Source organism: Flavobacterium sp. B330r, assembly GCF_056824325.1.
The window spans coordinates 2,703,544-2,726,312 of the sequence record NZ_CP124860.1; the positions used below are offsets into that span (position 1 = coordinate 2,703,544).

General features: G+C 33.8%; 21 protein-coding genes and 2 tRNA genes. 11 read left to right on the forward strand and 12 right to left on the reverse strand.

Going from position 1 to position 22,769, the window contains the following annotated elements:
* Window positions 1-14: 14 nt before the first annotated feature.
* Both QLQ95_RS12110 and sppA read right to left on the reverse strand, forming a co-directional pair.
* Window positions 15-962: an alpha/beta hydrolase family protein gene (locus tag QLQ95_RS12110; protein ID WP_482503952.1), complete on the reverse strand. Its 948-nt coding sequence runs from the start codon at window positions 960-962 to the stop codon at window positions 15-17.
* A 12-nt stretch (window positions 963-974) separates the two neighbouring features.
* The gene (sppA, locus tag QLQ95_RS12115; RefSeq protein WP_320492759.1) at window positions 975-2,732 is read right to left on the reverse strand and encodes a signal peptide peptidase SppA; all 1,758 of its coding nucleotides are present in this window, start codon (window positions 2,730-2,732) and stop codon (window positions 975-977) included.
* 138 nt (window positions 2,733-2,870) lie between these two features.
* Here sppA and folK point away from each other — a divergent pair, with 138 nt between their 5' ends.
* The gene (folK, locus tag QLQ95_RS12120) at window positions 2,871-4,004 is read left to right on the forward strand and encodes a 2-amino-4-hydroxy-6-hydroxymethyldihydropteridine diphosphokinase (RefSeq protein WP_320492760.1); all 1,134 of its coding nucleotides are present in this window, start codon (window positions 2,871-2,873) and stop codon (window positions 4,002-4,004) included.
* Window positions 4,005-4,100: 96 nt separating this feature from the next.
* On the opposite strand, the gene QLQ95_RS12125 is transcribed toward folK, so the two are convergent.
* From QLQ95_RS12125 to QLQ95_RS12135, 3 genes are all read right to left on the reverse strand, one after another.
* Complete coding sequence (locus QLQ95_RS12125) at window positions 4,101-7,418, reverse strand: Ig-like domain-containing protein (RefSeq protein ID WP_482503953.1); 3,318 nt, start codon at window positions 7,416-7,418, stop codon at window positions 4,101-4,103.
* 111 nt (window positions 7,419-7,529) lie between these two features.
* Window positions 7,530-8,066 carry an RNA methyltransferase gene (locus QLQ95_RS12130; protein WP_482503954.1) on the reverse strand — a complete coding sequence of 179 codons (537 nt, stop codon included), beginning with the start codon at window positions 8,064-8,066 and terminating at the stop codon, window positions 7,530-7,532.
* 75 nt (window positions 8,067-8,141) lie between these two features.
* Complete coding sequence (locus QLQ95_RS12135; RefSeq protein ID WP_428238945.1) at window positions 8,142-8,573, reverse strand: DUF1573 domain-containing protein; 432 nt, start codon at window positions 8,571-8,573, stop codon at window positions 8,142-8,144.
* Between the two features lie 156 nt (window positions 8,574-8,729).
* Here QLQ95_RS12135 and mutS point away from each other — a divergent pair, with 156 nt between their 5' ends.
* The 4 genes from mutS to QLQ95_RS12155 all read left to right on the forward strand — a co-directional run bounded on the left by mutS (window position 8,730) and on the right by QLQ95_RS12155 (window position 12,404).
* Window positions 8,730-11,336 (forward strand): DNA mismatch repair protein MutS, encoded by a 2,607-nt coding sequence (mutS, locus tag QLQ95_RS12140; protein WP_482503956.1) that lies wholly within the window; start codon window positions 8,730-8,732, stop codon window positions 11,334-11,336.
* 162 nt (window positions 11,337-11,498) lie between these two features.
* Window positions 11,499-11,571: transfer RNA gene (locus QLQ95_RS12145), tRNA-Gly, on the forward strand.
* A gap of 16 nt (window positions 11,572-11,587) precedes the next feature.
* Window positions 11,588-11,673, forward strand: a tRNA-Leu gene (locus QLQ95_RS12150).
* A gap of 344 nt (window positions 11,674-12,017) precedes the next feature.
* On the forward strand, window positions 12,018-12,404 hold the full coding sequence (locus QLQ95_RS12155; protein ID WP_482503957.1) for a DUF1508 domain-containing protein: 387 nt from the start codon (window positions 12,018-12,020) through the stop codon (window positions 12,402-12,404).
* Between the two features lie 121 nt (window positions 12,405-12,525).
* On the opposite strand, the gene QLQ95_RS12160 is transcribed toward QLQ95_RS12155, so the two are convergent.
* The gene (locus tag QLQ95_RS12160) at window positions 12,526-12,741 is read right to left on the reverse strand and encodes a PG1828 family lipoprotein (RefSeq protein WP_008467260.1); all 216 of its coding nucleotides are present in this window, start codon (window positions 12,739-12,741) and stop codon (window positions 12,526-12,528) included.
* Window positions 12,742-13,058: 317 nt separating this feature from the next.
* Window positions 13,059-14,288, reverse strand: coding sequence for a 3-deoxy-D-manno-octulosonic acid transferase (locus tag QLQ95_RS12165; RefSeq protein ID WP_428238947.1), 1,230 nt, complete (start codon window positions 14,286-14,288; stop codon window positions 13,059-13,061).
* A gap of 138 nt (window positions 14,289-14,426) precedes the next feature.
* Between QLQ95_RS12165 and QLQ95_RS12170 the strand changes: the two genes are divergently transcribed.
* The 5 genes from QLQ95_RS12170 to QLQ95_RS12190 all read left to right on the forward strand — a co-directional run bounded on the left by QLQ95_RS12170 (window position 14,427) and on the right by QLQ95_RS12190 (window position 18,088).
* Window positions 14,427-15,557: a DegT/DnrJ/EryC1/StrS family aminotransferase gene (locus QLQ95_RS12170; protein ID WP_095928523.1), complete on the forward strand. Its 1,131-nt coding sequence runs from the start codon at window positions 14,427-14,429 to the stop codon at window positions 15,555-15,557.
* Between the two features lie 46 nt (window positions 15,558-15,603).
* On the forward strand, window positions 15,604-16,620 hold the full coding sequence (galE, locus tag QLQ95_RS12175; RefSeq protein WP_095928524.1) for a UDP-glucose 4-epimerase GalE: 1,017 nt from the start codon (window positions 15,604-15,606) through the stop codon (window positions 16,618-16,620).
* Window positions 16,621-16,701: 81 nt separating this feature from the next.
* The gene (locus tag QLQ95_RS12180) at window positions 16,702-17,607 is read left to right on the forward strand and encodes a DMT family transporter (RefSeq protein WP_095928525.1); all 906 of its coding nucleotides are present in this window, start codon (window positions 16,702-16,704) and stop codon (window positions 17,605-17,607) included.
* Between the two features lie 50 nt (window positions 17,608-17,657).
* The gene (locus QLQ95_RS12185) at window positions 17,658-17,852 is read left to right on the forward strand and encodes a hypothetical protein (protein WP_095928526.1); all 195 of its coding nucleotides are present in this window, start codon (window positions 17,658-17,660) and stop codon (window positions 17,850-17,852) included.
* Window positions 17,840-18,088 (forward strand): hypothetical protein, encoded by a 249-nt coding sequence (locus tag QLQ95_RS12190; RefSeq protein ID WP_095928527.1) that lies wholly within the window; start codon window positions 17,840-17,842, stop codon window positions 18,086-18,088. The genes QLQ95_RS12185 and QLQ95_RS12190 overlap by 13 nt, the downstream gene beginning before the upstream one ends.
* A 159-nt stretch (window positions 18,089-18,247) precedes the next feature.
* On the opposite strand, the gene fabD is transcribed toward QLQ95_RS12190, so the two are convergent.
* Both fabD and QLQ95_RS12200 read right to left on the reverse strand, forming a co-directional pair.
* On the reverse strand, window positions 18,248-19,123 hold the full coding sequence (gene fabD / locus QLQ95_RS12195) for an ACP S-malonyltransferase (RefSeq protein WP_095928528.1): 876 nt from the start codon (window positions 19,121-19,123) through the stop codon (window positions 18,248-18,250).
* Window positions 19,124-19,193: 70 nt separating this feature from the next.
* The gene (locus QLQ95_RS12200) at window positions 19,194-19,556 is read right to left on the reverse strand and encodes a DUF983 domain-containing protein (RefSeq protein WP_095928529.1); all 363 of its coding nucleotides are present in this window, start codon (window positions 19,554-19,556) and stop codon (window positions 19,194-19,196) included.
* Between the two features lie 179 nt (window positions 19,557-19,735).
* Here QLQ95_RS12200 and QLQ95_RS12205 point away from each other — a divergent pair, with 179 nt between their 5' ends.
* Window positions 19,736-20,596: a helix-turn-helix domain-containing protein gene (locus QLQ95_RS12205; RefSeq protein ID WP_482503961.1), complete on the forward strand. Its 861-nt coding sequence runs from the start codon at window positions 19,736-19,738 to the stop codon at window positions 20,594-20,596.
* A gap of 155 nt (window positions 20,597-20,751) precedes the next feature.
* On the opposite strand, the gene QLQ95_RS12210 is transcribed toward QLQ95_RS12205, so the two are convergent.
* The 3 genes from QLQ95_RS12210 to QLQ95_RS12220 form a co-directional block, all read right to left on the reverse strand.
* The gene (locus QLQ95_RS12210) at window positions 20,752-21,285 is read right to left on the reverse strand and encodes a YceI family protein (protein ID WP_073407833.1); all 534 of its coding nucleotides are present in this window, start codon (window positions 21,283-21,285) and stop codon (window positions 20,752-20,754) included.
* A 174-nt stretch (window positions 21,286-21,459) separates the two neighbouring features.
* Window positions 21,460-21,690, reverse strand: coding sequence for a (4Fe-4S)-binding protein (locus QLQ95_RS12215; protein WP_095928532.1), 231 nt, complete (start codon window positions 21,688-21,690; stop codon window positions 21,460-21,462).
* 166 nt (window positions 21,691-21,856) lie between these two features.
* Entirely contained in the window at window positions 21,857-22,573 is a 717-nt protein-coding gene (locus QLQ95_RS12220; protein WP_095928533.1) for a pirin family protein, read from the reverse strand.
* Window positions 22,574-22,769: the final 196 nt, after the last annotated feature.

Consider the following 22,769-nt stretch of genomic DNA (forward strand, 5'->3'; position numbering starts at 1 on the left):
GTGAATTTATTTTATTATTTCTGAATAAATGAAACTATCTTTTCGACCAAGACTTCCGAAATAGGAAGTGTTTCATTGTTGTAGGTAGCCAAATTAGCTTCCTGATTGCCATCAACAATTTTCATGATATGATTCATTTTATCAATAATCTGCAAATCTGCATTTTTGTTGGCTTGTTTTAAATTCTCTGCATCTTTTACTGCAATTTGAATATCATTATTTCCTTGTACTAGTAAAACAGGAATAGTCAGTTTTTGTATTTCGGTCTGCGGATTGTATTTAAACCACGAAATCAAATAGGGTTGAATGCTTGGTCTGAAAAGAGAATTCAACATTGGATCAATTTTTTTAACCTGAAATCCGTTTTTTAAACTATCGATAATCGGAAAAGTCATATCGTTTAACTGTTTCATTGATTTGGCACCAATCTGTGTTTTCAGAATTTGATCTGCCGGTTCGCCCGCGCCCGCAATAGATACAAATTTGTCTGCTTTTGCACTGGCAACCATGCCAATTAAAGAGCCTTCACTATGACCAATTATGATTATTTTAGAAAAACGCTTGTCTTGTTTCAGGTAATTAATCCAGCTTTTGGCATCTTGAATATAATTTTCGAAAACTAGACTGCCTTCAGATCCGCCTGCTGCCTTACTTTCTCCTATAGCTCTTTTGTCATATCGCAAAGATGCAATCCCGTTTTTAGCCAAAGCTTCTGCCAGCATTTTTAACGAATTGTTTTTCATCATCGGATTATTCCCGTTTCTGTCTGTTGGGCCAGAGCCAGCAATGATTAAAGCAACCGGAAATTTTTTAGTCAAATCTGGCGTTGTCAGCGTACCGAAAATCTGGTCGTTGTTAATTTTTAATATAGCCGGAGTTTCCTTAAACGTGATTTCTTTTTTGTCTTGAGCATTTATGAAACTCCAAAACAAAACCGTTAAAAAAAGAATTACTTTATTCATCTTTTAATTGAATTAATAAATATTGATTCCGTAGGGCAATATCGCTTGCACTCCTTTTTGTTTTTGAAATTTCTTAACCTGTTCGATAAGGAGATAGTTTTCTTCGCCGATTTCTTCTTTTATGAAAGCTTCTTTCGATCTTGCAAAAGGAAGATTAGCTAACAAATCGTTTAACGTTTTTTCGTATTCAGGATAATTCTGAGTACTGTATTTTTTTACTTTAGCAATTTTAGCTGCTTCAGCAATCGCATCATTCAATCCGCCAATTTTATCCACCAAACCAATTTTTAAAGCTTCAGTTCCTGACCAAACTCGACCTTGCGCAATAGAATCCACTTGTGCAAAAGTCATTTTTCGGCCTTCGGCAACATGAGTTACAAAAGTGTTATATACTTTTTCGACTCCTTCTAACGTGAAAGCTTTGAATTTTTCATCTACAGGAACAAACGGACTGTAGTTTGCTGAGTTTTCATGCGTTTTAACTTGTTCAGAATTGATTCCTAATTTGTTTGCCAATGGACTAAAGTTTGGCAACATTCCGAAAACTCCAATAGATCCTGTTATGGTATTGTTTTCAGCAAAAATTTTATTGGCGTTACAAGCAATATAATAACCGCCAGAAGCTGCATAATTACCCATAGAAACCACAACTGGTTTAACTTTTTTAGTAATTTCAATTTCCCTCCAGATTAAATCAGAAGTTAGCGCACTTCCGCCTGGACTGTCAATTCTAAGGACAATTGCTTTAACATCATCATTTTTTCTAGCTTCTTGTAAAGAGCGGCGCATAGAACCTTCTCCAATTGTATTTACATCTCCTTCACCGCTTCCAATTTCGCCTTGAGCATAAATAATAGCAATCTGATCGCTTGAACTATCGGCTAAAGCTGTTGTTACATGATTTTGAGTGTAATCTGAGATTGAAATTTTGTTGTAATCTTCATCTTTATCTACTTTTAGAACTTTTCTAATGGCATCGTGATAAACATCTTCGTAAGCAATAATATCTACTAAATGATGCTGTTTTGCCATTTCTGGAGTTCTAGCCAAAAGACCATTTGCAATTTCGTTTAATTTTGGTAACGGAATATTTCTGCTTTTTGAAATATCTGCCGAAACGATACCCCAAATGGAGTTTAAAAGTGCAGTAATCTGCTCTCTGTTGGCATCGCTCATTTTATTGTCTAAGAAAGGTTCAACAGCACTTTTGTATTTTCCGTGACGAATTACCTCCATATGAATTCCAGATTTATCTTGAAAATCCTTGAAAAACATAACTTCAGAAGAAAGTCCTTTAAAATCTAAATCTCCAGCTGGATTTAGATAAATGGTATTGGCAACAGAGTTTAAGTAATATTCTTTTTGAGAATACGTATTGGCATAAGCCCAGACAAATTTTCCAGATTTTTTGAAGCTTTCTAAAGCATTTCTTAAATCTTTATATTGTGCAAGACCAAGAGACGATTCATCATTTAAGATCGAGATTCCTTTAATATTATCGTCTTTTTTTGCCGCTTCAATAGCGTTAATTACATCGGTTAAACCAATGCCTTTTTGTTCAGAAAAACGAGTTACCCATGGATCTTTATATTTTCCTGCGTAATCATTTTTAATTTCTTTTAAATTTAATTCAATAACCGAATTAGATTTAACAGAGACACTGTCGTCACCGCCAAAAACAACTCCGATAAAGATTACTCCAAAAAAGAAGAGCATAATAAAAACAAAAATACCAATAACTGTGGCAATTACATTTCCTAAAAACTTCATATGTATATTTTTTTAATAAGTAGCAAAAAAGGGCAAAATGTTACAAACTAGACATCTAAATTTAGGATTGTATTTGAGACGTCGTTTCACAAATATATTGGTTAATTCTAAAATAGTTTTAGTTAATTTGCATTAATTATGAAATTACAGCATCAAGTCGTTTTATCGATAGGCAGCAACCAAGGCAGCAGACTAGAAAACATTCAAAATTGTATTGATTTAATACATCAAAATGTGGGGACTGTTATCGAGGTTTCAAAACTTTACGAAACTCCTGCGTGGGGGTTTGAAAGTGATGCTTTTTATAATTGCGCACTTCTTTTGCACACCAATTCCTCTGCGCAAAAAGTATTAAATCAAATTTTAAAAGTCGAAAAAGAACTAGGGAGAATCCGTTTGAATCAAGAAGGGTATCAGTCTAGAATTATTGATGTTGATTTGATTGCTTTTGATAACGAAATAATCGATACCGAAAAACTTCAAGTCCCGCATCCGCTAATGCAGAACAGGAATTTTGTTTTACTTCCGATGCAGGATTTAAGGTTAAGTTGGAAACATCCGATTTTGCAAAAAACAATTCCCGAATTGATTGCCGTAACTCCAGATGATAGTGTTTGTACAGTTGTACAGAATCTGGAAAGTCCGATTGCACAAATTCCCCTAAATCAATTTAATTATGTTGCTTTTGAAGGGAATATTGGGGCAGGAAAAACTACTTTGGTGCATAAAATAGCCGAAGATTTTAACGGAAAAACTGTTTTAGAACGATTTGCAGATAATCCGTTTTTGCCCAAATTTTATAAAGATCAAAATAGATATGCGTTTCCTTTAGAAATGTCTTTTTTAGCAGATCGTTATCAGCAATTGGCCGATGATTTGGCGCAATTTGATTTGTTTAAAGATTTTATAGTTGCCGATTATCATATTTTTAAATCTTTGATTTTTGCGAAAATAACGCTTGCCGAAGATGAATATCGTTTGTATAGAAATCTGTTTGATATCATTTATAAAGAAATGCCAAAACCAGATTTGTATGTTTATCTATATCAGAATACAGAGCGACTTCTTCAAAACATAAAAAAACGCGGACGTATTTATGAGCAGAATATTGAAGCTTCGTATTTAGATAAAATCAACAACGGGTATTTGGAATACATAAAATCTCAAACCGATTTGAATGTTTTAATCATTGATGTTTCAGACCGAGATTTTGTAAAAAAACACGAAGATTATCTTTATATATTGAATGAAATTAAGAAGAAGCTTAATTAATTGAGATAATGAGATAATGTGTCAATTAGATAATTTTGTAGAGATGTTTTTTTTAAATTATCTAATTATCAAATTGACATATTCTCTCGTTAAAAACTATCTCTTCAAAGTAAAATGTCCTCTTAAAATAGGCATTGAATCATCTACTTTTAAAGCATACCAATAATCTGAAGCAGGAAGCGGGACTTGATTTAAAGTACCGTCCCAAGTCATTTTGAAGCGACTTAATTGTGCTATTAATTTTCCGTAGCGGTCAAAAATCGTAACGACTGCCTGAGGATAATTTTCCATTCCCGTTACTTCCCAAACATCGTTGTAAGTATCGTTGTTTGGTGTAAAAAATGGAGGAAAAACAAGTACTACAAATTGTTTGGTATTTTGCCCGCAGCCACTTTTTTCTCGTGCATATGCAGTTTGTAATCCGCCAGGAACATCGTAGAAAATAGTAGAATCTTGAAAATTGACACCATCTACAGAATATTCATAATAATCTTCTGATTTTACAGGATAGATTATAGCTCTAGTTCCTTCAACGTCAACTCGCGCAATTTGCGGAATTTTATGCTCTTCGACTATAATTGTTTTTGTGCTCGTGCAATTTTCAGGAGACGGACTTGTAACGGCTACCGTGTATGTTCCGCCAGCACTAACAGTAGTAGTTTGAGTTGTAGCTCCATTTGACCATAAATAACCCATTCCAGAAATTCCAGCATCTAATGTTATGGTTTTAAATTCGCACAATGGCAAAGTCTCATCAGTAACAGCTGGAGGTGTGTAAATCTCTATATTTATAGGAGTTCTAGTTGGGTTTATGCATCCACTATTTGATGCTTCGGCATAATAAGTGGTATTGGATGAAATTGTTGGAGTGGTAAAACTTGTTCCCACATAAAGACTTGTTCCTCCAGTTGCTGAAGTATACCAATTTATAGAACCAATATTTGAAGTTGCTTTAATAGTTAAAACCCCTGGGCCACAATTGGTATAGGTGTCTTGTTCTGCAATAGGAGTTGCGGGAGTTGTATTTACAGTTGCAGTTATCGATTTTCGGTTTAATTCGCAGCCTGCATCAACATAATAAGTGGTAGTTGTATGTATTGGTGGAGTAGTGTAGGTAGATCCAGTTCCTAATAAATTTCCTCCTGTAGCGGCATCGTACCAGTTAATCGTACCGGCATTTGCTGTTGCAGTTAAAGTAAAGCTTCCTGAGTCGCAAACTGGACTCAGATTACTGGCTGGTGTTGCCACAGGAATAGTGATTTTGGTACTGGTTGCAATCTGTAAAGGAGTTTCTCCTGGCATTCCGCCATATTCTACTACATATCCTTTTGGCTGATAATCTCCAGAGGTATCTCCTGCATTTGATAAGTCGTTCCAAGAGCCTCGTATTCCTATACCGGGCTGTGTAATGTGTGCATAATCTTCATCGCCTTGTTGGTTGGGTTCATTCGTGTTCCAAAAAGCATAATTTGGCGTTGAACCATTTGCGTTTCCATTCCAAAAAATAGTTCCTGCTTCAGGACCAGTAACCCATTTCCAGACCCCTTCTGTTTCAGCATCGCTTCCTCCAATCCATCCGGTTCCAGAAGCTTGTTCGCCAATTAGTTTTGCTTCATCAGCAGATAATATGGTTGCTAAATAACCTTGAAGACCGTAATAAGTACGAGCTGCCGCTGCCTCTTTCGCAGCTGTCCAAGTTATCCCGATGCTTGGAACATATTCATAATAATGTTGTGTAGAGGGTAAATAATTTGCTTTACCCATTGTAATAGAAAATGTCTTGATTCCGGAAGCTGTTGCAGAAGAATTTGTAAAGGCAACATCTTTAATAGCAGCAACAAAATCGGAATATAAAACATCCGTTCCGGCAGTAGTACTTGATAATGTTAGTTTTCCTGCCACAGCATCCCAACTTGTGGTAATGTTAGAATGAGCTGTAGGATTTAAAAGTACAAGTTTATCAAAACCGCTAGAATATCCAGAAGAAATTTGAATGTAAATGGCTTCGGTTCCAGTTTCAGAAGGATCGTTTGTTATGGTTACGTCTGTTACAATTTTTATAGTTTCTTGAGGACAATATAATTGATCGCCAGTAGCTTTAATTACTGGCGGAGCCACAGCCGAAAATTTACTGCAATCGTTAGAATAAATAGCCGAATTGTCTTTGTAAGCAGCCCAATTGGCATTAGAATAATTTGCGTTGTCTACTTGAATGCAGTTAAGGTTTGGGTTGGAGACAAAACTTAAGTTATTAAGGAGAGTATTGTTCCCGTTTTTTAAATTTAAAGAAGTTAATGAATTACTATTGCAGACTAAGCTGGTTAACTCAGGATTTTTAGAAACATCTAAAGAAGTTAATAATGTGTTAGAACAATATAACTGTGTTAGTTTGGGGTTTTTAGAAGTATCAATATTGGGAATCTTTGTCGAACTAAAAGATAATGTTGCTAAATCGCTATTATTTGCAACATCTAGATTGGATATTGGATTACTACCAATGTATAAATGGATTAATCTTAAATGCTTTGTTACATCGATGCTAGTTAGTTGATTATTGCCAGCATCTATAATATATAATTGAAGATTTTTAGAAATGTCCAACGCACTTATTTTATTGCTATTTAAAGTTAAAGTTTTTAAAATCGGATTATTATTGACATCTAAACTTGTTAGCTGATTGCCATCGCAGGATATGCCTTGAATAATAGTATTTTGACTAACATCTAGAGTGGTTAATTTATTGAAAATGCAATTTAAATTATCAAGATTTATGTTTTTGCTGATATTAAGATTCGTTAATTGGTTGTAATTGCATGCTAAACCGATTAATGCTGTATTGTTTGATAAATCTATATCTGTTAATTTATTTCTGTCGAAAGATAAATGTTTTAATGCTATGTTTTGGGTTACATCTAGATTTGTAAGATTGTTGCCGCCGCAATTAAAAATGGCTAAAAGGTTATTGTTAGATATGTTGATGCTATTTAATTTGTTTCCATTTAAATGTAGTTCAGTCAGATTGATGTTTTTTGATAAATCAAGACCGGTTAGATTGTTGAAGTTGCAGCTTAGAAGCTTTAGCTTTGTGTTTTTGGTGATATTTAAATAGCTGATTTTGTTATTTCTATCAGGATCATTATTAATTGCACCTAAGTCTAAATATTCCAGATTTGTAAAGTTTTCTATTCCGGTTAAATCTGAAATGTTTTTTCCTTGTAGGACTAATGTCTTTAGATTAATAATATTTGCAGTCAGAACTTGACCATCAATAGTGCCACTATCAATATTTAAATCGATTAAAGCTTGTTCGAAGTTAGAATCGGGAATTGAAGTATATTGTTGTGCAGATCCAATAAAACTGGACAGCAGTAAAATGAATAAAAAAGATGCTTTTAAGAAATAATTATTTTTCATTTTATAAAAGTATCAATTTTATAACAACAAAAAAATATATTTACATTTCTAACATTTTAATATTTAAAAATATTATAAAATCACATTTTTTTAATAAAAACACGATCGATTTTATTCTGGCCAGTTGATTTTTTGAAATAAATCCCAAACTACAATTCCGGCACTTACAGAAATATTAAGAGAGTGTTTGGTTCCAAGTTGTGGAATTTCAATACATCCGTCGCAGATTGCTACGGCTTCTTGCGAAACGCCATAAACTTCATTTCCAAAAACTAAAGCATATTTCTGGTCTTTTTCGATTTTAAAATCTTGAAGAAATATCGAACTTTCAACCTGCTCAATTGCCATTGTAAGAACATTTTCTTTCTTTAAGTTTTCGATAACTTCCAAAACATTTTCATGATGTTCCCAAGCAACAGTTTCGGTTGCGCCAAGAGCAGTTTTATGGATTTCCTTATTTGGAGGAGTTGCAGTGATTCCGCATAAGATTATTTTTTCAATCAAAAACGCATCAGCAGTTCTAAAAACAGAACCAATATTGTGTAAACTTCTAATATCGTCCAAAACTAATATTAAAGGTGTTTTCTCCGATTTTTTGAAATCTTCAATAGATTTACGGTCTAGTTCGCTGTTTTCGAGTTTTCTCATTGTTTTTGAATTGTAGTCATAAAAAAAGCTTCCAAAGATAAGGAAGCTTTTTGATTATTTTAAATGTTTTTCAGATTAGCTTTTTACTGGATCTGGTAAAACAGTACCTTTAATAGTAAGGATTTTTGTAGGTTGTCCTTCTGCGTTAGAAGTTACAGTTACAGTTTTTGTAAAAGCACCAACTCTATCAGTAGCATATTTTACACCAATAACACCTTTAGCTCCTGGAGCGATTGGTTCTTTTGGAGTAGTTGGAACAGTACATCCACAAGATCCTGTAGTGTTAGTAATGATTAATGGCTTAGTTCCGTTGTTAACAAAAACGAATTCACGTTTTCCATCAGCATTGTGAGCGATAGTTCCGTAATCGATAGTTTCAGTTTCGAAAGCCATTCCAGCTCCTTCAACTTTAGCAACTTTAGCCACTTTAGCTTTTTTAGTTGTTTGTGCATTAGTAGCTGTAATACCAGCAACAGCTAACATTGCGAATAAGATTATTTTTTTCATCTTTAAGGGTCTTTTTTAATGATAAACAAAGCTATATAAAATTCTTGTACTACGACCTAAAAAAATCTTAAAATATTTTAATTTTTGAAGCTTTTCATATGCGGCTAAAAAAGCATAAATTCGCTGTCTTAATTTTTCATTTAAAAACATTACAATTTGGCAGCTAAAGAGAAAGTGGTGAAGGAAACACCTTTAATGAAACAGTACAACGAAATCAAGGCTAAATATCCTGATGCATGTCTGCTTTTCAGAGTAGGAGATTTTTATGAAACCTTTGGAGAAGACGCCATTAGAGCTTCTAAGATTTTAGGAATAACATTAACAAAAAGAGGTGCGGGATCTGATACAGAAACGGCGCTTGCTGGTTTTCCGCATCATTCTGTTAATACTTATTTGCCAAAATTGGTTAAAGCTGGACTTCGTGTTGCGATCTGCGATCAGCTTGAAGACCCAAAAATGACCAAAACAATTGTAAAAAGAGGGGTAACAGAATTGGTAACTCCTGGGGTTTCTTTGAATGATGAGGTTTTGCAGTCGAAATCTAACAACTTTTTAGCATCTGTTTATTTTGCTAATAAAAATATCGGAATTTCATTTTTAGATGTTTCCACAGGAGAGTTTTTAACGGCTCAAGGAAATGCAGAATATATTGATAAATTGTTGCAGAACTTTAATCCAAGCGAGGTTTTGGTTCCAAAGAATAATAAGAATGATTTCAAAACGGCTTTTGGAGAAGATTTTCATAGTTTCTACCTAGAAGATTGGATTTATAAAGAAGATTATGCTTTAGAAACATTAACAAAGCATTTTCAGACGAATTCGTTAAAAGGATTTGGGGTTGAAGAATTAAAAGAAGGAATTATTGCGTCTGGAGCAATTTTATATTATTTGTCAGAGACCCAGCATAATCGTGTGCAGCATATTACGGCAATTCAGCGTATTGCAGAAGATGCTTACGTGTGGATGGATCGTTTTACGATTCGAAACTTAGAATTGTATCATAGCTATAATCCAAATGCAGTTACGCTTTTGGATGTTATCGATAAAACGCTTTCTCCAATGGGAGGACGTTTGCTGAAACGTTGGTTGGCATTGCCTTTAAAAGATGCTAATAAGGTAAAAGGCCGTCATGAAGTGGTAGCGTATTTAAAATCAAATCCAGAAATTCTGCATAATATCCAATATCAGATTAAACAGATTTCAGATTTAGAGCGTTTGATTTCAAAAATTGCTGCAGGAAAAGTTTCGCCAAGAGAAATTGTGTATTTAAAGGAATCTTTAGATGCCATTATTCCGATTAAAACGCTTGCACTGGAAAGTCCACAGGAAGCGGTGAAGGTTATCGGAGATAGTTTACATGCTTGTGATTTGCTTCGCGAAAAAATTAAAACGACCTTAAATCAAGATGCGCCAGTCGCAATCTCAAAAGGAAATGCGATCGCAGCAGGAATAAATGAAGAATTGGATGAACTGCGTGCGATTTCGACTTCAGGAAAAGAATTTTTAGAAGGAATTGAAAAAAGAGAATCGGAAAGAACCGGAATTTCTTCATTGAAAATTTCTTTTAACAATGTTTTCGGATACTACATTGAAGTTAGAAATACGCATAAAGATAAAGTTCCAGAAGAATGGATTCGTAAACAGACTTTGGTTAATGCAGAGCGTTATATTACGGAAGAATTAAAAGAATACGAAACCAAAATTTTAGGAGCAGAAGAAAAGATCTATAAAATAGAAAGTGAGCTTTTTGAGCAATTAGTAGCTTGGATTTCGACTTACATCAAACCAGTTCAAATGAACGCGTATTTGGTTGCGCAGCTGGATTGTTTATGTTCGTTTACGCAAATGGCTGTCGAAAATCAATACGTGCAGCCTGAAATCGATGATACATTCGAATTGGATATCAAAAACGGAAGACATCCCGTAATTGAAAAGCAATTGCCAGTTGGAACGCCATATATTGCCAATGATGTTTTCTTGGATAGGGGGACACAACAGATTATTATGATTACCGGGCCAAACATGTCTGGTAAGTCGGCGATTTTAAGACAAACGGCTCTAATTGTGCTTTTGGCTCAAATGGGAAGTTTTGTTCCTGCTGATAGTGTTAGAATGGGAATTGTCGATAAGATCTTTACCAGAGTTGGAGCTTCTGATAATATTTCTATGGGAGAATCTACTTTTATGGTCGAAATGAACGAAACGGCTTCGATCTTGAATAACTTATCAGATAGAAGTTTGGTATTGCTAGACGAGATTGGAAGAGGAACTAGTACTTATGACGGAATCTCGATTGCATGGGCAATTGCTGAATTCTTGCACGAGCATCCAGGAAGAGCAAAAACGCTTTTTGCAACGCATTATCATGAGTTGAATGAAATGACAGAATCGATGTCGAGAATCCAGAATTTTAATGTGGCGGTGAAAGAATTAAAAGATACCGTTCTTTTTGTTAGAAAACTGGTGAAAGGAGGAAGCGCACATAGTTTCGGAATTCATGTTGCTAAAATGGCTGGAATGCCTCAGCTGGTTATTTCGAAAGCACAAAAGCTTTTAAAGAAATTAGAAAAGAACCATTCAAGTGATGCTTTAAACGGAATAAAATCTGCTAATGATGAAATGCAGATGAGTTTCTTTAATCTAGATGATCCTTTGTTGGAAGAGATAAAAGAAGAAATTTTGAGTCTCGACATTAATGCCATTACACCAGTAGAAGCATTGATGAAGCTGAATGAGATTAAAAGAATGCTGGTTAAAAAATAAAATCTAAAAATTTTCAATTTTAAAGTTTAGGTTATCAGAATGTTATAAAATAAGTGGATTTTTTTTTGAAAAAACGCTTGTGTAATTGAATAAATGTCCTAAATTTGCACTCGCAATACGAAACAAATCAAGTGTTGCAGTTCTTAAATAGAATTTGAAAATGCGAAAATAGCTCAGTTGGTAGAGCGCGACCTTGCCAAGGTCGAGGTCGCGGGTTCGAGCCCCGTTTTTCGCTCAAAAAACCATACAATGCTCGGATGGTGAAATTGGTAGACACGCTGGACTTAAAATCCAGTGAACAGCAATGTTCGTGCGGGTTCAAGTCCCGCTCTGAGTACTAAAGCCTCTTCTTTTGAAGAGGCTTTTTTTATTTGCAGACTTGCAGATAATAAATTTACGAAGTAAATTTATTAGAATCTCAGAATCTCAGAATCTCAGAATCTCAGAATCTCAGAATCTCAGAATCTCAGAATCTCAGAATCTCAGAATCTCAGAATCTCAGAATCTCAGAATCTCAGAATCTCAGAATCTCAGAATCTCAGAATCTCAGAATCTCAGAATCTCAGAATCTCAGAATCTCAGAATCTCAGAATCTCAGAATCTCAGAATCTCAGAATCTCAGAATCTCAGAATCTCAGAATCTCAAAAAAAAATCAACAATCTAAAATCTAAAATTTATAAATGGGTGCTTTTGTAATTAGCAAGCGGTTTAATGATGAATATAAGTTTACGTTTACTTCTCGGAGAGGGAAAGTAATTTTTACGAGTTTGAGTTATGAGTTGAGGTTTGAGTGTGAAGAGGATATTGAAAAGTTTAAAGCGAATATTGATCTTGCTAAGTTTTTGAAGTTTAAAGGCTCTGGTGGGAAATATTTTTTCAAATTGATGCTTGGTGATGTTCATTTTGCTACAAGTCGAAAATACAGTACAGAATTGCTTTTGCAGAAAGGGGTGAAAGAAATTGTAACTTATTCTTCTAGGTCGGAGATTTTGGATTTTTCTTCAAGTGAATCGATTTTTGGTAACGAAGAATCTGAAGATGAAGAATTGGAAGAAGTGGCTGAATAAAAAAAAGCGTTCGCAATTGCGGACGCTTTTTTTATTTGTGAAATTTGCGAAAAAAAAGTTAATCGCAAAAAAAAAACCATCTAAAAAGATGGTTTTAAAATCGTTAGAACTTAGGTTCTAATTATTTTTTTACTTCTTCTACTTTAGCAGCAGCAGAATCAACTTTAGCAGCAGCAGAATCAACAGTTGCAGCAGCAGAATCAACAACAGCAGCAGCTGAATCAACAGCAACAGCAGTAGAATCTACAGCAGGAGCTTCAGCAGCAGCGTCAGCTTTTTTACAAGATACAACAGTTAATACAGCAACAACAGCTAAACTTAAAAATACTTTTTTCATCTTACTTTATTATAAAAGGTTAATTATTAATTCGTGGCAAAGATATAAATTTTTTAATATGTAAAATATTTTTTCACTTTTTTTTTAAAATATTTTCCTTACTCACGTTTATCTTATTTATCAAAGAATATGCCAAAATTATAAATTTTTCTTAAATTATCTAATTTCTCGTCTAAATAATTTTTTGTTGAATAATCTTTATGAAAATCAGTTATTTATTTTCTTTGATTAAGGGTTTGTTTTGTTTTTTAAGAGTATTTCAGCAGAATGGTTTTTGCTTTTTTCTTCAATTTTAACAGTTTTATCAAGTCAAAAGGCTATGAGATGAGTTTCATGATCGTTTCAGTAGCTCCTTTATGGTCTTGAATAAACGATTTGCAGATTGCGCTTTTTTCTTCTAGAAAGTTTTTATCATTCAATAATTGATCAAAAATCACTTTAAGTTCTTCGCTTGTTGATATGGGCATGCAGCCGCCAATTTTCACTAAATCAACTGCTTCTGCGAAATTCGAATAATTAGGGCCAATTACAATTGGAATTCCAAAAGTAGCAGGTTCTAGTATATTATGTATTCCTGGGTTTCCAAATCCGCCGCCTACATAAGCAATGGTGCTGTAACTATAGATCTTAGTAAGAATCCCAATAGTGTCTATTATAAAAACGCTGTAATCAGATAAATCTTTGTTTTCTTTTTCTGAAAATAGAACCGTTGGTTTCGTGATTTTTGACAGAAGATCTGAAATCTGATCCGTTTTAATATTGTGTGGAGCAATTATGAATTTTATATTTTCGGGTGCTTGATTGATGTATTCGGCAATTAAAATCTCGTCTTTTGGCCATGAGCTTCCAACGACAATTGTCGGCTGATTGTTTTTAAAATTCTCAACAAAATCCAAGCGATTGTCTCTTTCTAAAATAGCATTTACGCGATCAAAACGAGTGTCACCAGAAACAATTACGTTATGAAATCCAATTGATTCAATTTTTTGTTTGGAGCTTTCATTTTGAACAAAAAAATAAGTGAAAGTATTCAGGGCTTTTCTGTAAAAACCGCCATACCATTTAAAAAACATCTGATTGTCTCTGAAAATTCCCGAAATCAGATAAGTTGGTGTTTTGCTTTTTTCTAATTCCTTTAAATAGTTAAGCCAGAATTCGTATTTGATAAAAAAAGCAAATTCGGGATGAACGAGCTTTAAAAATCTTTTCGCATTGCTTTTTGTGTCAAGCGGTAAATAAATGGTCACATCGGCAACTGTGTTATTTTTACGCACTTCGTATCCAGATGGTGAAAAAAAGGTTACAATAATTTTGTGAGATGGATATTTTTCTTTGATTTTTTCTATAACAGGAAGTCCTTGTTCATATTCGCCAAGTGAGGCAGAATGAAACCAGATTGTTTTGTCGTCTGCTTTAATTTTTTCTTCTAATACTGAAAATACATTTTTTCGGCCTTCAATAAAAAGCTTAATTTTCGGACTAAATAGCGCTATGATTTTTAAGAAAAATCCTGCGATGTAAATGGTTAGATTGTATAAAAAAAGCATGTAATTTTTTTTGCAGCTAAATTACATTTCTTTCGACTATTTTCATTGGTTTGAAGCTATTAATAACTATTTTTGTTCCTCCTTTTAGAGATTTCTGCCTGAAAACGGTGTCTTTAATTTTTTTTAAATAGATTCAAAATGAAAAAAATACAAATGGTTGACTTAAAGAGTCAATACGAAAAAATAAAATCGACTGTAGACGCTTCAATTCAAGAAGTTTTAGATACAAATACTTATATCAACGGACCTTTAGTTCATCAGTTTCAAAAAAATCTTGAAGATTATTTAGGCGCGAAACACGTTATTCCTTGTGCAAATGGTACTGATGCGTTGCAGATTGCAATGATGGGACTTGGTCTTCAGCCTGGAGACGAAGTTATCACTGCCGATTTTACTTTTGCTGCTACTGTTGAGGTGATTGCTTTATTGCAATTAACACCCGTTTTGGTTGATGTTGATTTGCATAATATGAACATCGATATTGATGCGGTGAAAAAAGCAATTACGCCAAAAACAAAAGCGATTGTTCCTGTTCATTTATTTGGACGCGCTGCAAATATGGATGCGATTATGGAAATTGCAGCTCAATACAATTTATATGTAATCGAAGATAATGCTCAGGCAATTGGTGCAGATTATATTTCTAAATCTGGATCAAAAGTTAAAGTTGGAACAATTAGTCACGTGGCAGCAACTTCATTCTTCCCATCTAAAAACTTAGGATGTTATGGTGACGGAGGAGCGATTTTTACAAATGATGATAAATTGGCTCACATTATCCGCGGAATCGTAAATCACGGAATGTATGAGCGCTACCACCACGATGTTGTAGGTGTAAATTCACGTTTAGATAGTATTCAGGCTGGAGTTTTAAATGCAAAATTGCCACTTTTAGATGAATACAATCAAGCACGTCGTTTGGCTGCAACTAAATACAATGCCGCTTTCGCTGGAAATGCACATATCATAACTCCAGATTTTGATGCAAACGAAAATGATCACGTTTTTCATCAATATGTATTAAGAATCGTTGATGCAGATCGTAATGCTTTGATGCAGCATTTATTGGATAAAGGAATTCCTTGTGCAATTTATTATCCAATTCCGCTTCACTCTCAAAAAGCATATTTAGATCCTCGTTATAAAGAAGAACAATTTCCTGTAACAAATCAATTAGTTCAAGAAGTAATTGCTTTACCAATGCATACAGAACTTGATGATGAGCAGATTAAATATATTACAGATAGCGTAATCGAATTTTTAAAATAAGACAATTTTAAGTATTAGCCAAAATATAACCACAAACAACCACGAAATGAAAGTATTAGTAACAGGAGGATTAGGATTTATTGGATCTCACACCGTAGTCGAATTGCAGAATGAAGGCTTCGAAGTAGTGATTATTGATAACCTTTCCAATTCTTCAGAAGATGTTTTAAATGGAATTACAGCAATTACAGGAAAAACACCTTTATTCGAAAAATTAGATTTAAGAGAAAAAACTGCTGTGCAGGATTTTTTTAAAAAACATAATGATGTTACTGGGGTAATTCATTTTGCGGCTTCAAAAGCAGTGGGCGAAAGTGTTGAGCAGCCTTTATTGTATTATGAAAACAATATTAGCAGTTTAATTTATCTTTTACAGGAATTACAGCAAAAACCAGAAGCAAGTTTCATTTTCAGCTCGTCTTGTACAGTTTACGGTCAAGCCGAAAAAATGCCAATTACAGAAGATGCTCCGGTTCAGGCGGCAATGTCTCCTTATGGAAACACCAAACAGATTGGCGAAGAAATCATTACAGACACAGCTAAAGTTACTAATATCAGTGCAATTTTATTGCGTTATTTTAACCCAGTTGGAGCACACGAATCGGTAGAAATTGGAGAATTGCCTTTGGGTGTTCCTCAAAATTTAGTGCCTTTTATTACACAAACAGGTGTAGGGTTGCGCCAGGAATTATCTGTTTTTGGTAATGATTACCCAACTCCAGACGGAACTGCTGTTCGCGATTACATTCACGTTGTCGATTTAGCAAAAGCCCACGTAATTGCTTTGCAGCGTTTGTTAAACAAAAAGAATTTAGCAAAAGTAGAAACCTTCAATTTAGGAACAGGAAAAGGAAGTTCTGTTTTGGAGGTCATTCATAGTTTTGAAAAAGTCAGCGATAAAAAATTGCCTTATAAGATGATGCCTCGTCGTGAAGGTGATATTACTGAAGCTTACGCGAATACTGATAAGGCAAATAATGTCTTAGGATGGAAGGCTGAACTAAGTTTAGACGAAGCTATGGCAAGTGCTTGGAAATGGGAACAAAAAGTGAGGAATAAATAGTTTTTTAAATAAAATTATAAATTTTAAGATCCCAAATTATAGTACTATAGTTTGGGATTTTTTTTTAGCGTATCAACTATCATGAAACAAAGTTTAGATTATAAATTAATATTTGCCTTAGCGGCTGTTGGAATTATTTGGGGAACTACCTTTTTAGGAATTCGTGTTGCGGTTGAGACTATTCCGCCTTGGTTTGTAACTTCAATTCGTCAGGGATTGGCGGGAATCATCATGATGATTATTTTATTGTTTAAAAAAGAATTGAAATGGATTGGGTGGGAAAATTTAAAACATCAGCTTGTTCCTTCTATTTTGATGATTGTAATTGCAAATGGTTTTACAACTGTTGCTGAGCAGACTGTGCCAAGCGGACTGGCTTCGGTAATCAGTGCTATGTCTCCTATACTTATTTTTCTGGGCAGTATTTTATTTAAACTACAAAAACCAAGTTTGAGAGGATTTATTGGAGTTATAATAGGATTTTCAGGAGTCGTTTTTATATTTAAAGACGGACTAGGATCTTTTTTAGATGCCGATTACAGAATCGGAATGATGTTTATGGGATTTGCGATTACTGCTTGGGCCGGTGGAACAATTTATACCAAACTTCATGGGAATAAATCTAAAAATATCGTTCTTAATTTATTTTACCAGTTTACGATGGCTTCGTGCATTCAGATTGTTTTAGCATTTATTTTTTCGCCTACTATTGATGTGAATTTATGGAGTTCTAAAAGTATTTTAGCAGCATTGTATTTGTCGATTTTTGGATCTGTAATTGCTTTTTTTAGCTATAATTATGCTCTGAAACACGTCACGCCAGTTCAGGTTTCTATTTTAGCATATATCAACACCATAATTGCAGTATTTTTTGGCTGGCTGATTTTGGATGAAAAAATTACCATTGATTTTATAATTGCAACAATCCTGATCATTTTGGGAGTTTTTATTATTAATTACAAAAAGAAGGAAAAGAAAGTTTTATAAAATTTGATTCATTTTATTTTGTAAATTTGTAAGATTAAAATGTAGGAATAATGAGTTTGGATAAAGAAAATAAAAAGAACAAGGTTGAAGAACCTGCAGTTGAATATGAAGTTCAAAAACCAAAATTTAAAGGTATAGATCGTGAAACTTTTGATTTTGATGCGGAATTTGCAAAAGGGTTAACGCCGGAGGAGTTTAAAGCTGAAATGTCTAAAAGAATAAAAGCTTATCCTTGGAAAAAATAATTTTTGAAAATAACGTTCTGGAATATTTTGATAATTTAGTCTATACACTTTTTAAGGAAGAGTACTTTGGTTTTTCTGAATCTGCTCAGAATTATATAGATAAAATAGTTGGTTTTATTATTTCAAGTGTTTCAAGTTTTCCTCACAAGAAAACTCCAAAAGCTCTTCAATATTTAGGTTTAAATTATATCTTTTATAAATCTAATGCAAGAACAACTTGGTATATTTTTTTTTGAAAAAAGCAATCAAAATTATTTGATTACCGGAATTCTAAATAATTACAGCGAAGAAGCAAAAGAGATATAAAAACAAAAATCCTCATAAACAATCTGTTCATGAGGATTTTTTTATGCAGTTAATGACTGAAAACTATCACTGCGACTGAATACTAAAAATTAAGCATTCGCAGTAACCGCTTCTTTATCAATTTTATTAATCAAACCAGTTAATACTTTTCCAGGACCAACTTCAGTAAACAAAGTAGCACCGTCGGCGATCATTTGCTGTACAGACTGAGTCCATTTTACAGGAGCAGTTAACTGAATGATTAAGTTCTTTTTAATTTCATTAGCATCAGAAACTGCACTTGCAGTTACATTTTGATACACTGGGCAAATAGGGGCAGAGAAAGTAGTTGCTTCAATTGCGGCAGCCAATTCTTCTCTTGCTGGTTCCATCATTGGAGAGTGAAAAGCTCCTCCAACAGGTAAAATCAAAGCACGTTTTGCTCCAGCAGCTTTCATTGCTTCACAAGCTTTTTCAACAGCAGTAGTTTCACCAGAAATAACTAATTGACCAGGGCAGTTATAGTTAGCAGCAACCACAACACCATCGATAGAAGCGCAAACTTCTTCTACAACATTATCAGCCAAACCTAAAACAGCAGCCATTGTTGATGGAGTGATTTCGCAAGCTTTTTGCATTGCCAAAGCACGCTGAGAAACTAATTTAAGACCATCTTCAAAAGATAAAGTTCCATTAGCAACCAAAGCTGAAAATTCTCCTAATGAATGTCCTGCAACCATTTCTGGTTTAAAATCTTCGCCTAAAGTTTTAGCTAAAATAACAGAGTGCAAAAACACTGCTGGCTGCGTAACTTTAGTTTCTTTTAGTTCTTCGGCAGTACCTTCAAACATAATATCTGTAATTCTAAAACCTAAAATTTCATTGGCTTTTTCGAATAATTCTTTGGCTAAAGCCGAATTTTCATAAAGGTCTTTACCCATTCCTGTGAATTGCGCTCCTTGACCCGGAAATACGTATGCTTTCATTTGTCTAATTTGTTTTTTATTTTTTTGATTGAAAATTAGTTTCAATTGAAAGGCAAAAGTACTATTTTTTTTAGCTCGTATATCCCTTAAACATATAAATCCATGCTAATCTTGAAAATCTAAGATTAAAAGGAGTCAGTAAAGTAATAACCACAGCAATAATTGGAATGATTCTTAAATCGAAATTTTTCTCAAAGAAAAATTGAGCAATACAATAGGTTGCAATTCCTTGAGCAACTGTTAATCCGTAGTTTACATACATAGCGCCAAAGAAATAACCAGGCTCTTTTTGGAATTTATAATTGCAATGGCTGCAGTATTCATTCATTTTTGGAAAACTGAAATTCAGAAAAATATTTTTGTCTGTAAAAACTTTTCCTTTATGACAAACAGGACATTCGTTTTTTAAAATATGAGTTAATGCGCTTGACATGATATTGTTGATTTTTGTTTATACAAAGGTAATTAAGAGCATTATAAAAGTCTTTTTAGTATCTTCGCTTATTATAGCACAATAAAGACATTTTTGATTAAATTTTCAAAAAACAAATTCCAAATTATAAAATGGAAAACGGTGATTTTTATAATCAAAAAAATAAATAATACTTATTTATGAAAAAATATCCCATTTATAGTGTTCAGAATTTTAGCTGTAACGATATTCACCGCGATTTCTATGTCAATACTTTTACGGAGCATTTAAAAAATCACAGTTTTGTAGAAGAACCGCACCGACATGATTCGTACTTAATGGTCTTTTTTACAAAAGGTTCGGGATTGCATGAAGTTGATTTTGATCAATTTGATATAAAAAGAGGAAGTCTTTTTGTGTTACAGCCAGGACAAATGCACCATTGGAATTTATCGGAAGATATTCAAGGTTTCGTTATTATTTTTTCTCAAGAATTGTACAATTTGTATTTCGGACAAAAAAAGATCAACGATTACAATTTTTACCATTCCATTCAAAACCGTCCCGAGATGGTTTTTGAAGAAAAGGAAATCCCGAAAATCCTACCTTATTTCGATTTGTTGATTCAGGAAAATAGTCAAGCTAATAAATACCAATTAGACAAATTATTGAATCTATTGGATTGCATTCATATTGAAGTCGCTAGAAAATATGGCGAAACGTATTCGCATCAAACCCATTCTTACAATATTAAAATCAATACGTTTGAATCGCTTTTAGAAGAATATTTCAGAACCGAAAAACTGCCTTCGTTTTATGCAGAAAGACTAAATATTACGCTGAAGCATTTAAACAGAATTTGCAATGAAATTCTCCAAAAAACAGCCACAGAAGTAATCACAGATCGTGTTATTCTCGAAATAAAAAGAATGCTGATCGATAAGCAATTAGCAGTAAGCGAAGTTGCCTTTAAAGTAGGTTACGAGGACTATTCGTATTTCTCCAGATTCTTCAAAAAACAAACGGGAATGTCGCCGACTGAATTTAGAAATATAAAGTAAAAAAGAGCTTCGACTTCGCTCAGCCTGACATATGATATCTTTAAGAATACGATTTTCAGGCTGAGCGAAGTCGAAGCCCCGTTCCTAAAAGCAAAAATCCCATACTAAAAAGTACAGGATTTCTTAACCAACCAATTAAATCCGAGAATGCTTAATTAGGCTTGTTTTACAAATTGTAATTCAATGTTCAAACGAACTTCTTCACCTACCAAAACACCACCTGTTTCAAGAGCTGAGTTCCAGTTTAAACCCCAATCTTTACGATTAATTTTTCCTTCTATGCTTAAACCTACTTTTGTATTTCCCCAAGGATCAGTCATGATTCCGCTAAATTCAACTGGGAATTTTACTGTTTTAGAAACACCTTTAATGTCTAAATCTCCAGTTAATTCATATTCACCATCATTGATTTTTTTGAAAGCAGAAGATTTGAAAGTTAATTTCGGGTGATTTTCAGCGTCAAAGAAATCACCGCTTCTTAAATGTCCGTCACGATCCGCGTTTGCAGTGTCTACTGAAGCAATATCAGCAGAAAAACTGAAATCTGCATTATCAAAACTTTCTCCTTCTGTGATTGCAGAAGCATCATAAGTTCCAAATTTTCCTGAAACATTAGTAAACATCATGTGTTTAACTTTAAAACCAATTTCTGAGTGAGTTGGGTCAATTGACCATTTTGTAGTTGCCATAATTTTATTTTTTTAAATAATTAATTTCATTTTGATAGGACAAAGTTACGGTGACAGTTGTCCTGGAGCACTTAACCTAGATTAAGAAATGAAAAATGTGATAATTTTTTGATTATTAGATTTTGTTTATGAAGTACAGACCTAACAGGTTTTTAAAAGCTGTTAGGTCTTTTGTTATTTGGAATTATTAAGATAATAAGTCAGCGCTCCCGACGGACATTTATTAACTGTCGAAATTATTTTCTCAGTTGTAGATTTTTCTGGAGTAATCCATGGTTTTTCTTTTGGACGAAAGACATCCGGATTGTTTTTGACACAATTTGCCGAATGAATGCATTTTCCAGATTGCCATACAATCGTAACTTCTCCGTTTGTGTATTCTTTAGTTAGGTTATTTGGATTCATGGTTTTAAAATTTTAAGGATGAATTTAATTTTAAAGTCAGACCAATTTCTTATTCATAAAGTTAGTCTTTCTTTTTTTGAAATGGAACAAAAAAAGAAACGATAATAATCTGATTTTCAGATTTATTATCGTTTCAAAGTACAGGTATTAATTGTTTTTGTTTGAATTAATAATTCATCGGAACGTCCATTAATAAAAATTCAGCATCTGTATTCGCTTTAATATTTAAAGTATCAGTTCCTGAAATTCCAACCGCATCACGAGAATTTAATTCATGACCGTTGATGGTTACATTTCCTTTTAAAACGAAAGCATAAACTCCGTTTCCTTCTTTTTTGATTTTATATTCGGTAGTAACTCCAGAATCGAAATTGCCCATATTGAACCAAGCATCTTGGTGAATCCAAACCCCTTCATCATCTGCATTTGGAGATAAAACCTGAGACAATTTATTATGTCTATCGGCAACATCCAAAGTAATTTGCTGATAACGTGGCGTAACATTTCTTTTGTTTGGAAACAACCAAATCTGCAACAATTTAGTCTGCTGATCTTCATTCGGATTAAACTCACTATGCTGAATTCCAGTTCCTGCACTCATTACCTGAATATCACCGTTTTTGATCACTTCCGTATTTCCCATACTGTCTTTATGAGCCAAATCTCCTTCCAACGGAATAGTAATAATTTCCATATTATCGTGAGGGTGAGTCCCAAATCCCATTCCCGCAGCAATTGTATCATCGTTCAAAACGCGAAGTGCTCCAAACTGAATTCTATCCGGATTGTACCAGCTCGCAAAACTAAAGCTATGATAAGCGTTCAACCATCCGTGATTTGCGTTTCCTCTTGTGTCTGCTTTGTGCAATACTATATTTTCCATGATTTTGTCTTTTATTGATTTTGATAGTACAAAGATACGGTCGATGTAAACGAAAAGCACTTAATGTAGATTAAGAAAGATTCTGAGGTTCTAAGATGCTGAGATACTAAGTTTTTTAGGGAGCAGAAGTATCGTTTTCAAAAGACGTTCAGTCCCGCTATCCGTTGCAATCTTTTGTGCCGAACCCCGTCACAAA

Coding starts and splice junctions, on each gene's coding strand:
- QLQ95_RS12130 (WP_482503954.1), bottom strand. CDS start 8,066: ATGAGAAAACTCGAAAACAGCGAACTAGACCGTAAATCTATTGAAGAT.
- QLQ95_RS12185 (WP_095928526.1), top strand. CDS start 17,658: ATGAGTTTGGATAAAGAAAATAAAAAGAACAAGGTTGAAGAACCTGCA.
- QLQ95_RS12160 (WP_008467260.1), bottom strand. CDS start 12,741: ATGAAAAAAGTATTTTTAAGTTTAGCTGTTGTTGCTGTATTAACTGTT.
- QLQ95_RS12110 (WP_482503952.1), bottom strand. CDS start 962: ATGAATAAAGTAATTCTTTTTTTAACGGTTTTGTTTTGGAGTTTCATA.
- QLQ95_RS12210 (WP_073407833.1), bottom strand. CDS start 21,285: ATGGCAACTACAAAATGGTCAATTGACCCAACTCACTCAGAAATTGGT.
- galE (WP_095928524.1), top strand. CDS start 15,604: ATGAAAGTATTAGTAACAGGAGGATTAGGATTTATTGGATCTCACACC.
- QLQ95_RS12205 (WP_482503961.1), top strand. CDS start 19,736: ATGAAAAAATATCCCATTTATAGTGTTCAGAATTTTAGCTGTAACGAT.
- QLQ95_RS12165 (WP_428238947.1), bottom strand. CDS start 14,288: ATGCTTTTTTTATACAATCTAACCATTTACATCGCAGGATTTTTCTTA.
- QLQ95_RS12215 (WP_095928532.1), bottom strand. CDS start 21,690: ATGAATCCAAATAACCTAACTAAAGAATACACAAACGGAGAAGTTACG.
- QLQ95_RS12125 (WP_482503953.1), bottom strand. CDS start 7,418: ATGAAAAATAATTATTTCTTAAAAGCATCTTTTTTATTCATTTTACTG.
- QLQ95_RS12170 (WP_095928523.1), top strand. CDS start 14,427: ATGAAAAAAATACAAATGGTTGACTTAAAGAGTCAATACGAAAAAATA.
- QLQ95_RS12135 (WP_428238945.1), bottom strand. CDS start 8,573: ATGAAAAAAATAATCTTATTCGCAATGTTAGCTGTTGCTGGTATTACA.
- sppA (WP_320492759.1), bottom strand. CDS start 2,732: ATGAAGTTTTTAGGAAATGTAATTGCCACAGTTATTGGTATTTTTGTT.
- QLQ95_RS12155 (WP_482503957.1), top strand. CDS start 12,018: ATGGGTGCTTTTGTAATTAGCAAGCGGTTTAATGATGAATATAAGTTT.
- QLQ95_RS12180 (WP_095928525.1), top strand. CDS start 16,702: ATGAAACAAAGTTTAGATTATAAATTAATATTTGCCTTAGCGGCTGTT.
- QLQ95_RS12200 (WP_095928529.1), bottom strand. CDS start 19,556: ATGTCAAGCGCATTAACTCATATTTTAAAAAACGAATGTCCTGTTTGT.
- QLQ95_RS12220 (WP_095928533.1), bottom strand. CDS start 22,573: ATGGAAAATATAGTATTGCACAAAGCAGACACAAGAGGAAACGCAAAT.
- folK (WP_320492760.1), top strand. CDS start 2,871: ATGAAATTACAGCATCAAGTCGTTTTATCGATAGGCAGCAACCAAGGC.
- fabD (WP_095928528.1), bottom strand. CDS start 19,123: ATGAAAGCATACGTATTTCCGGGTCAAGGAGCGCAATTCACAGGAATG.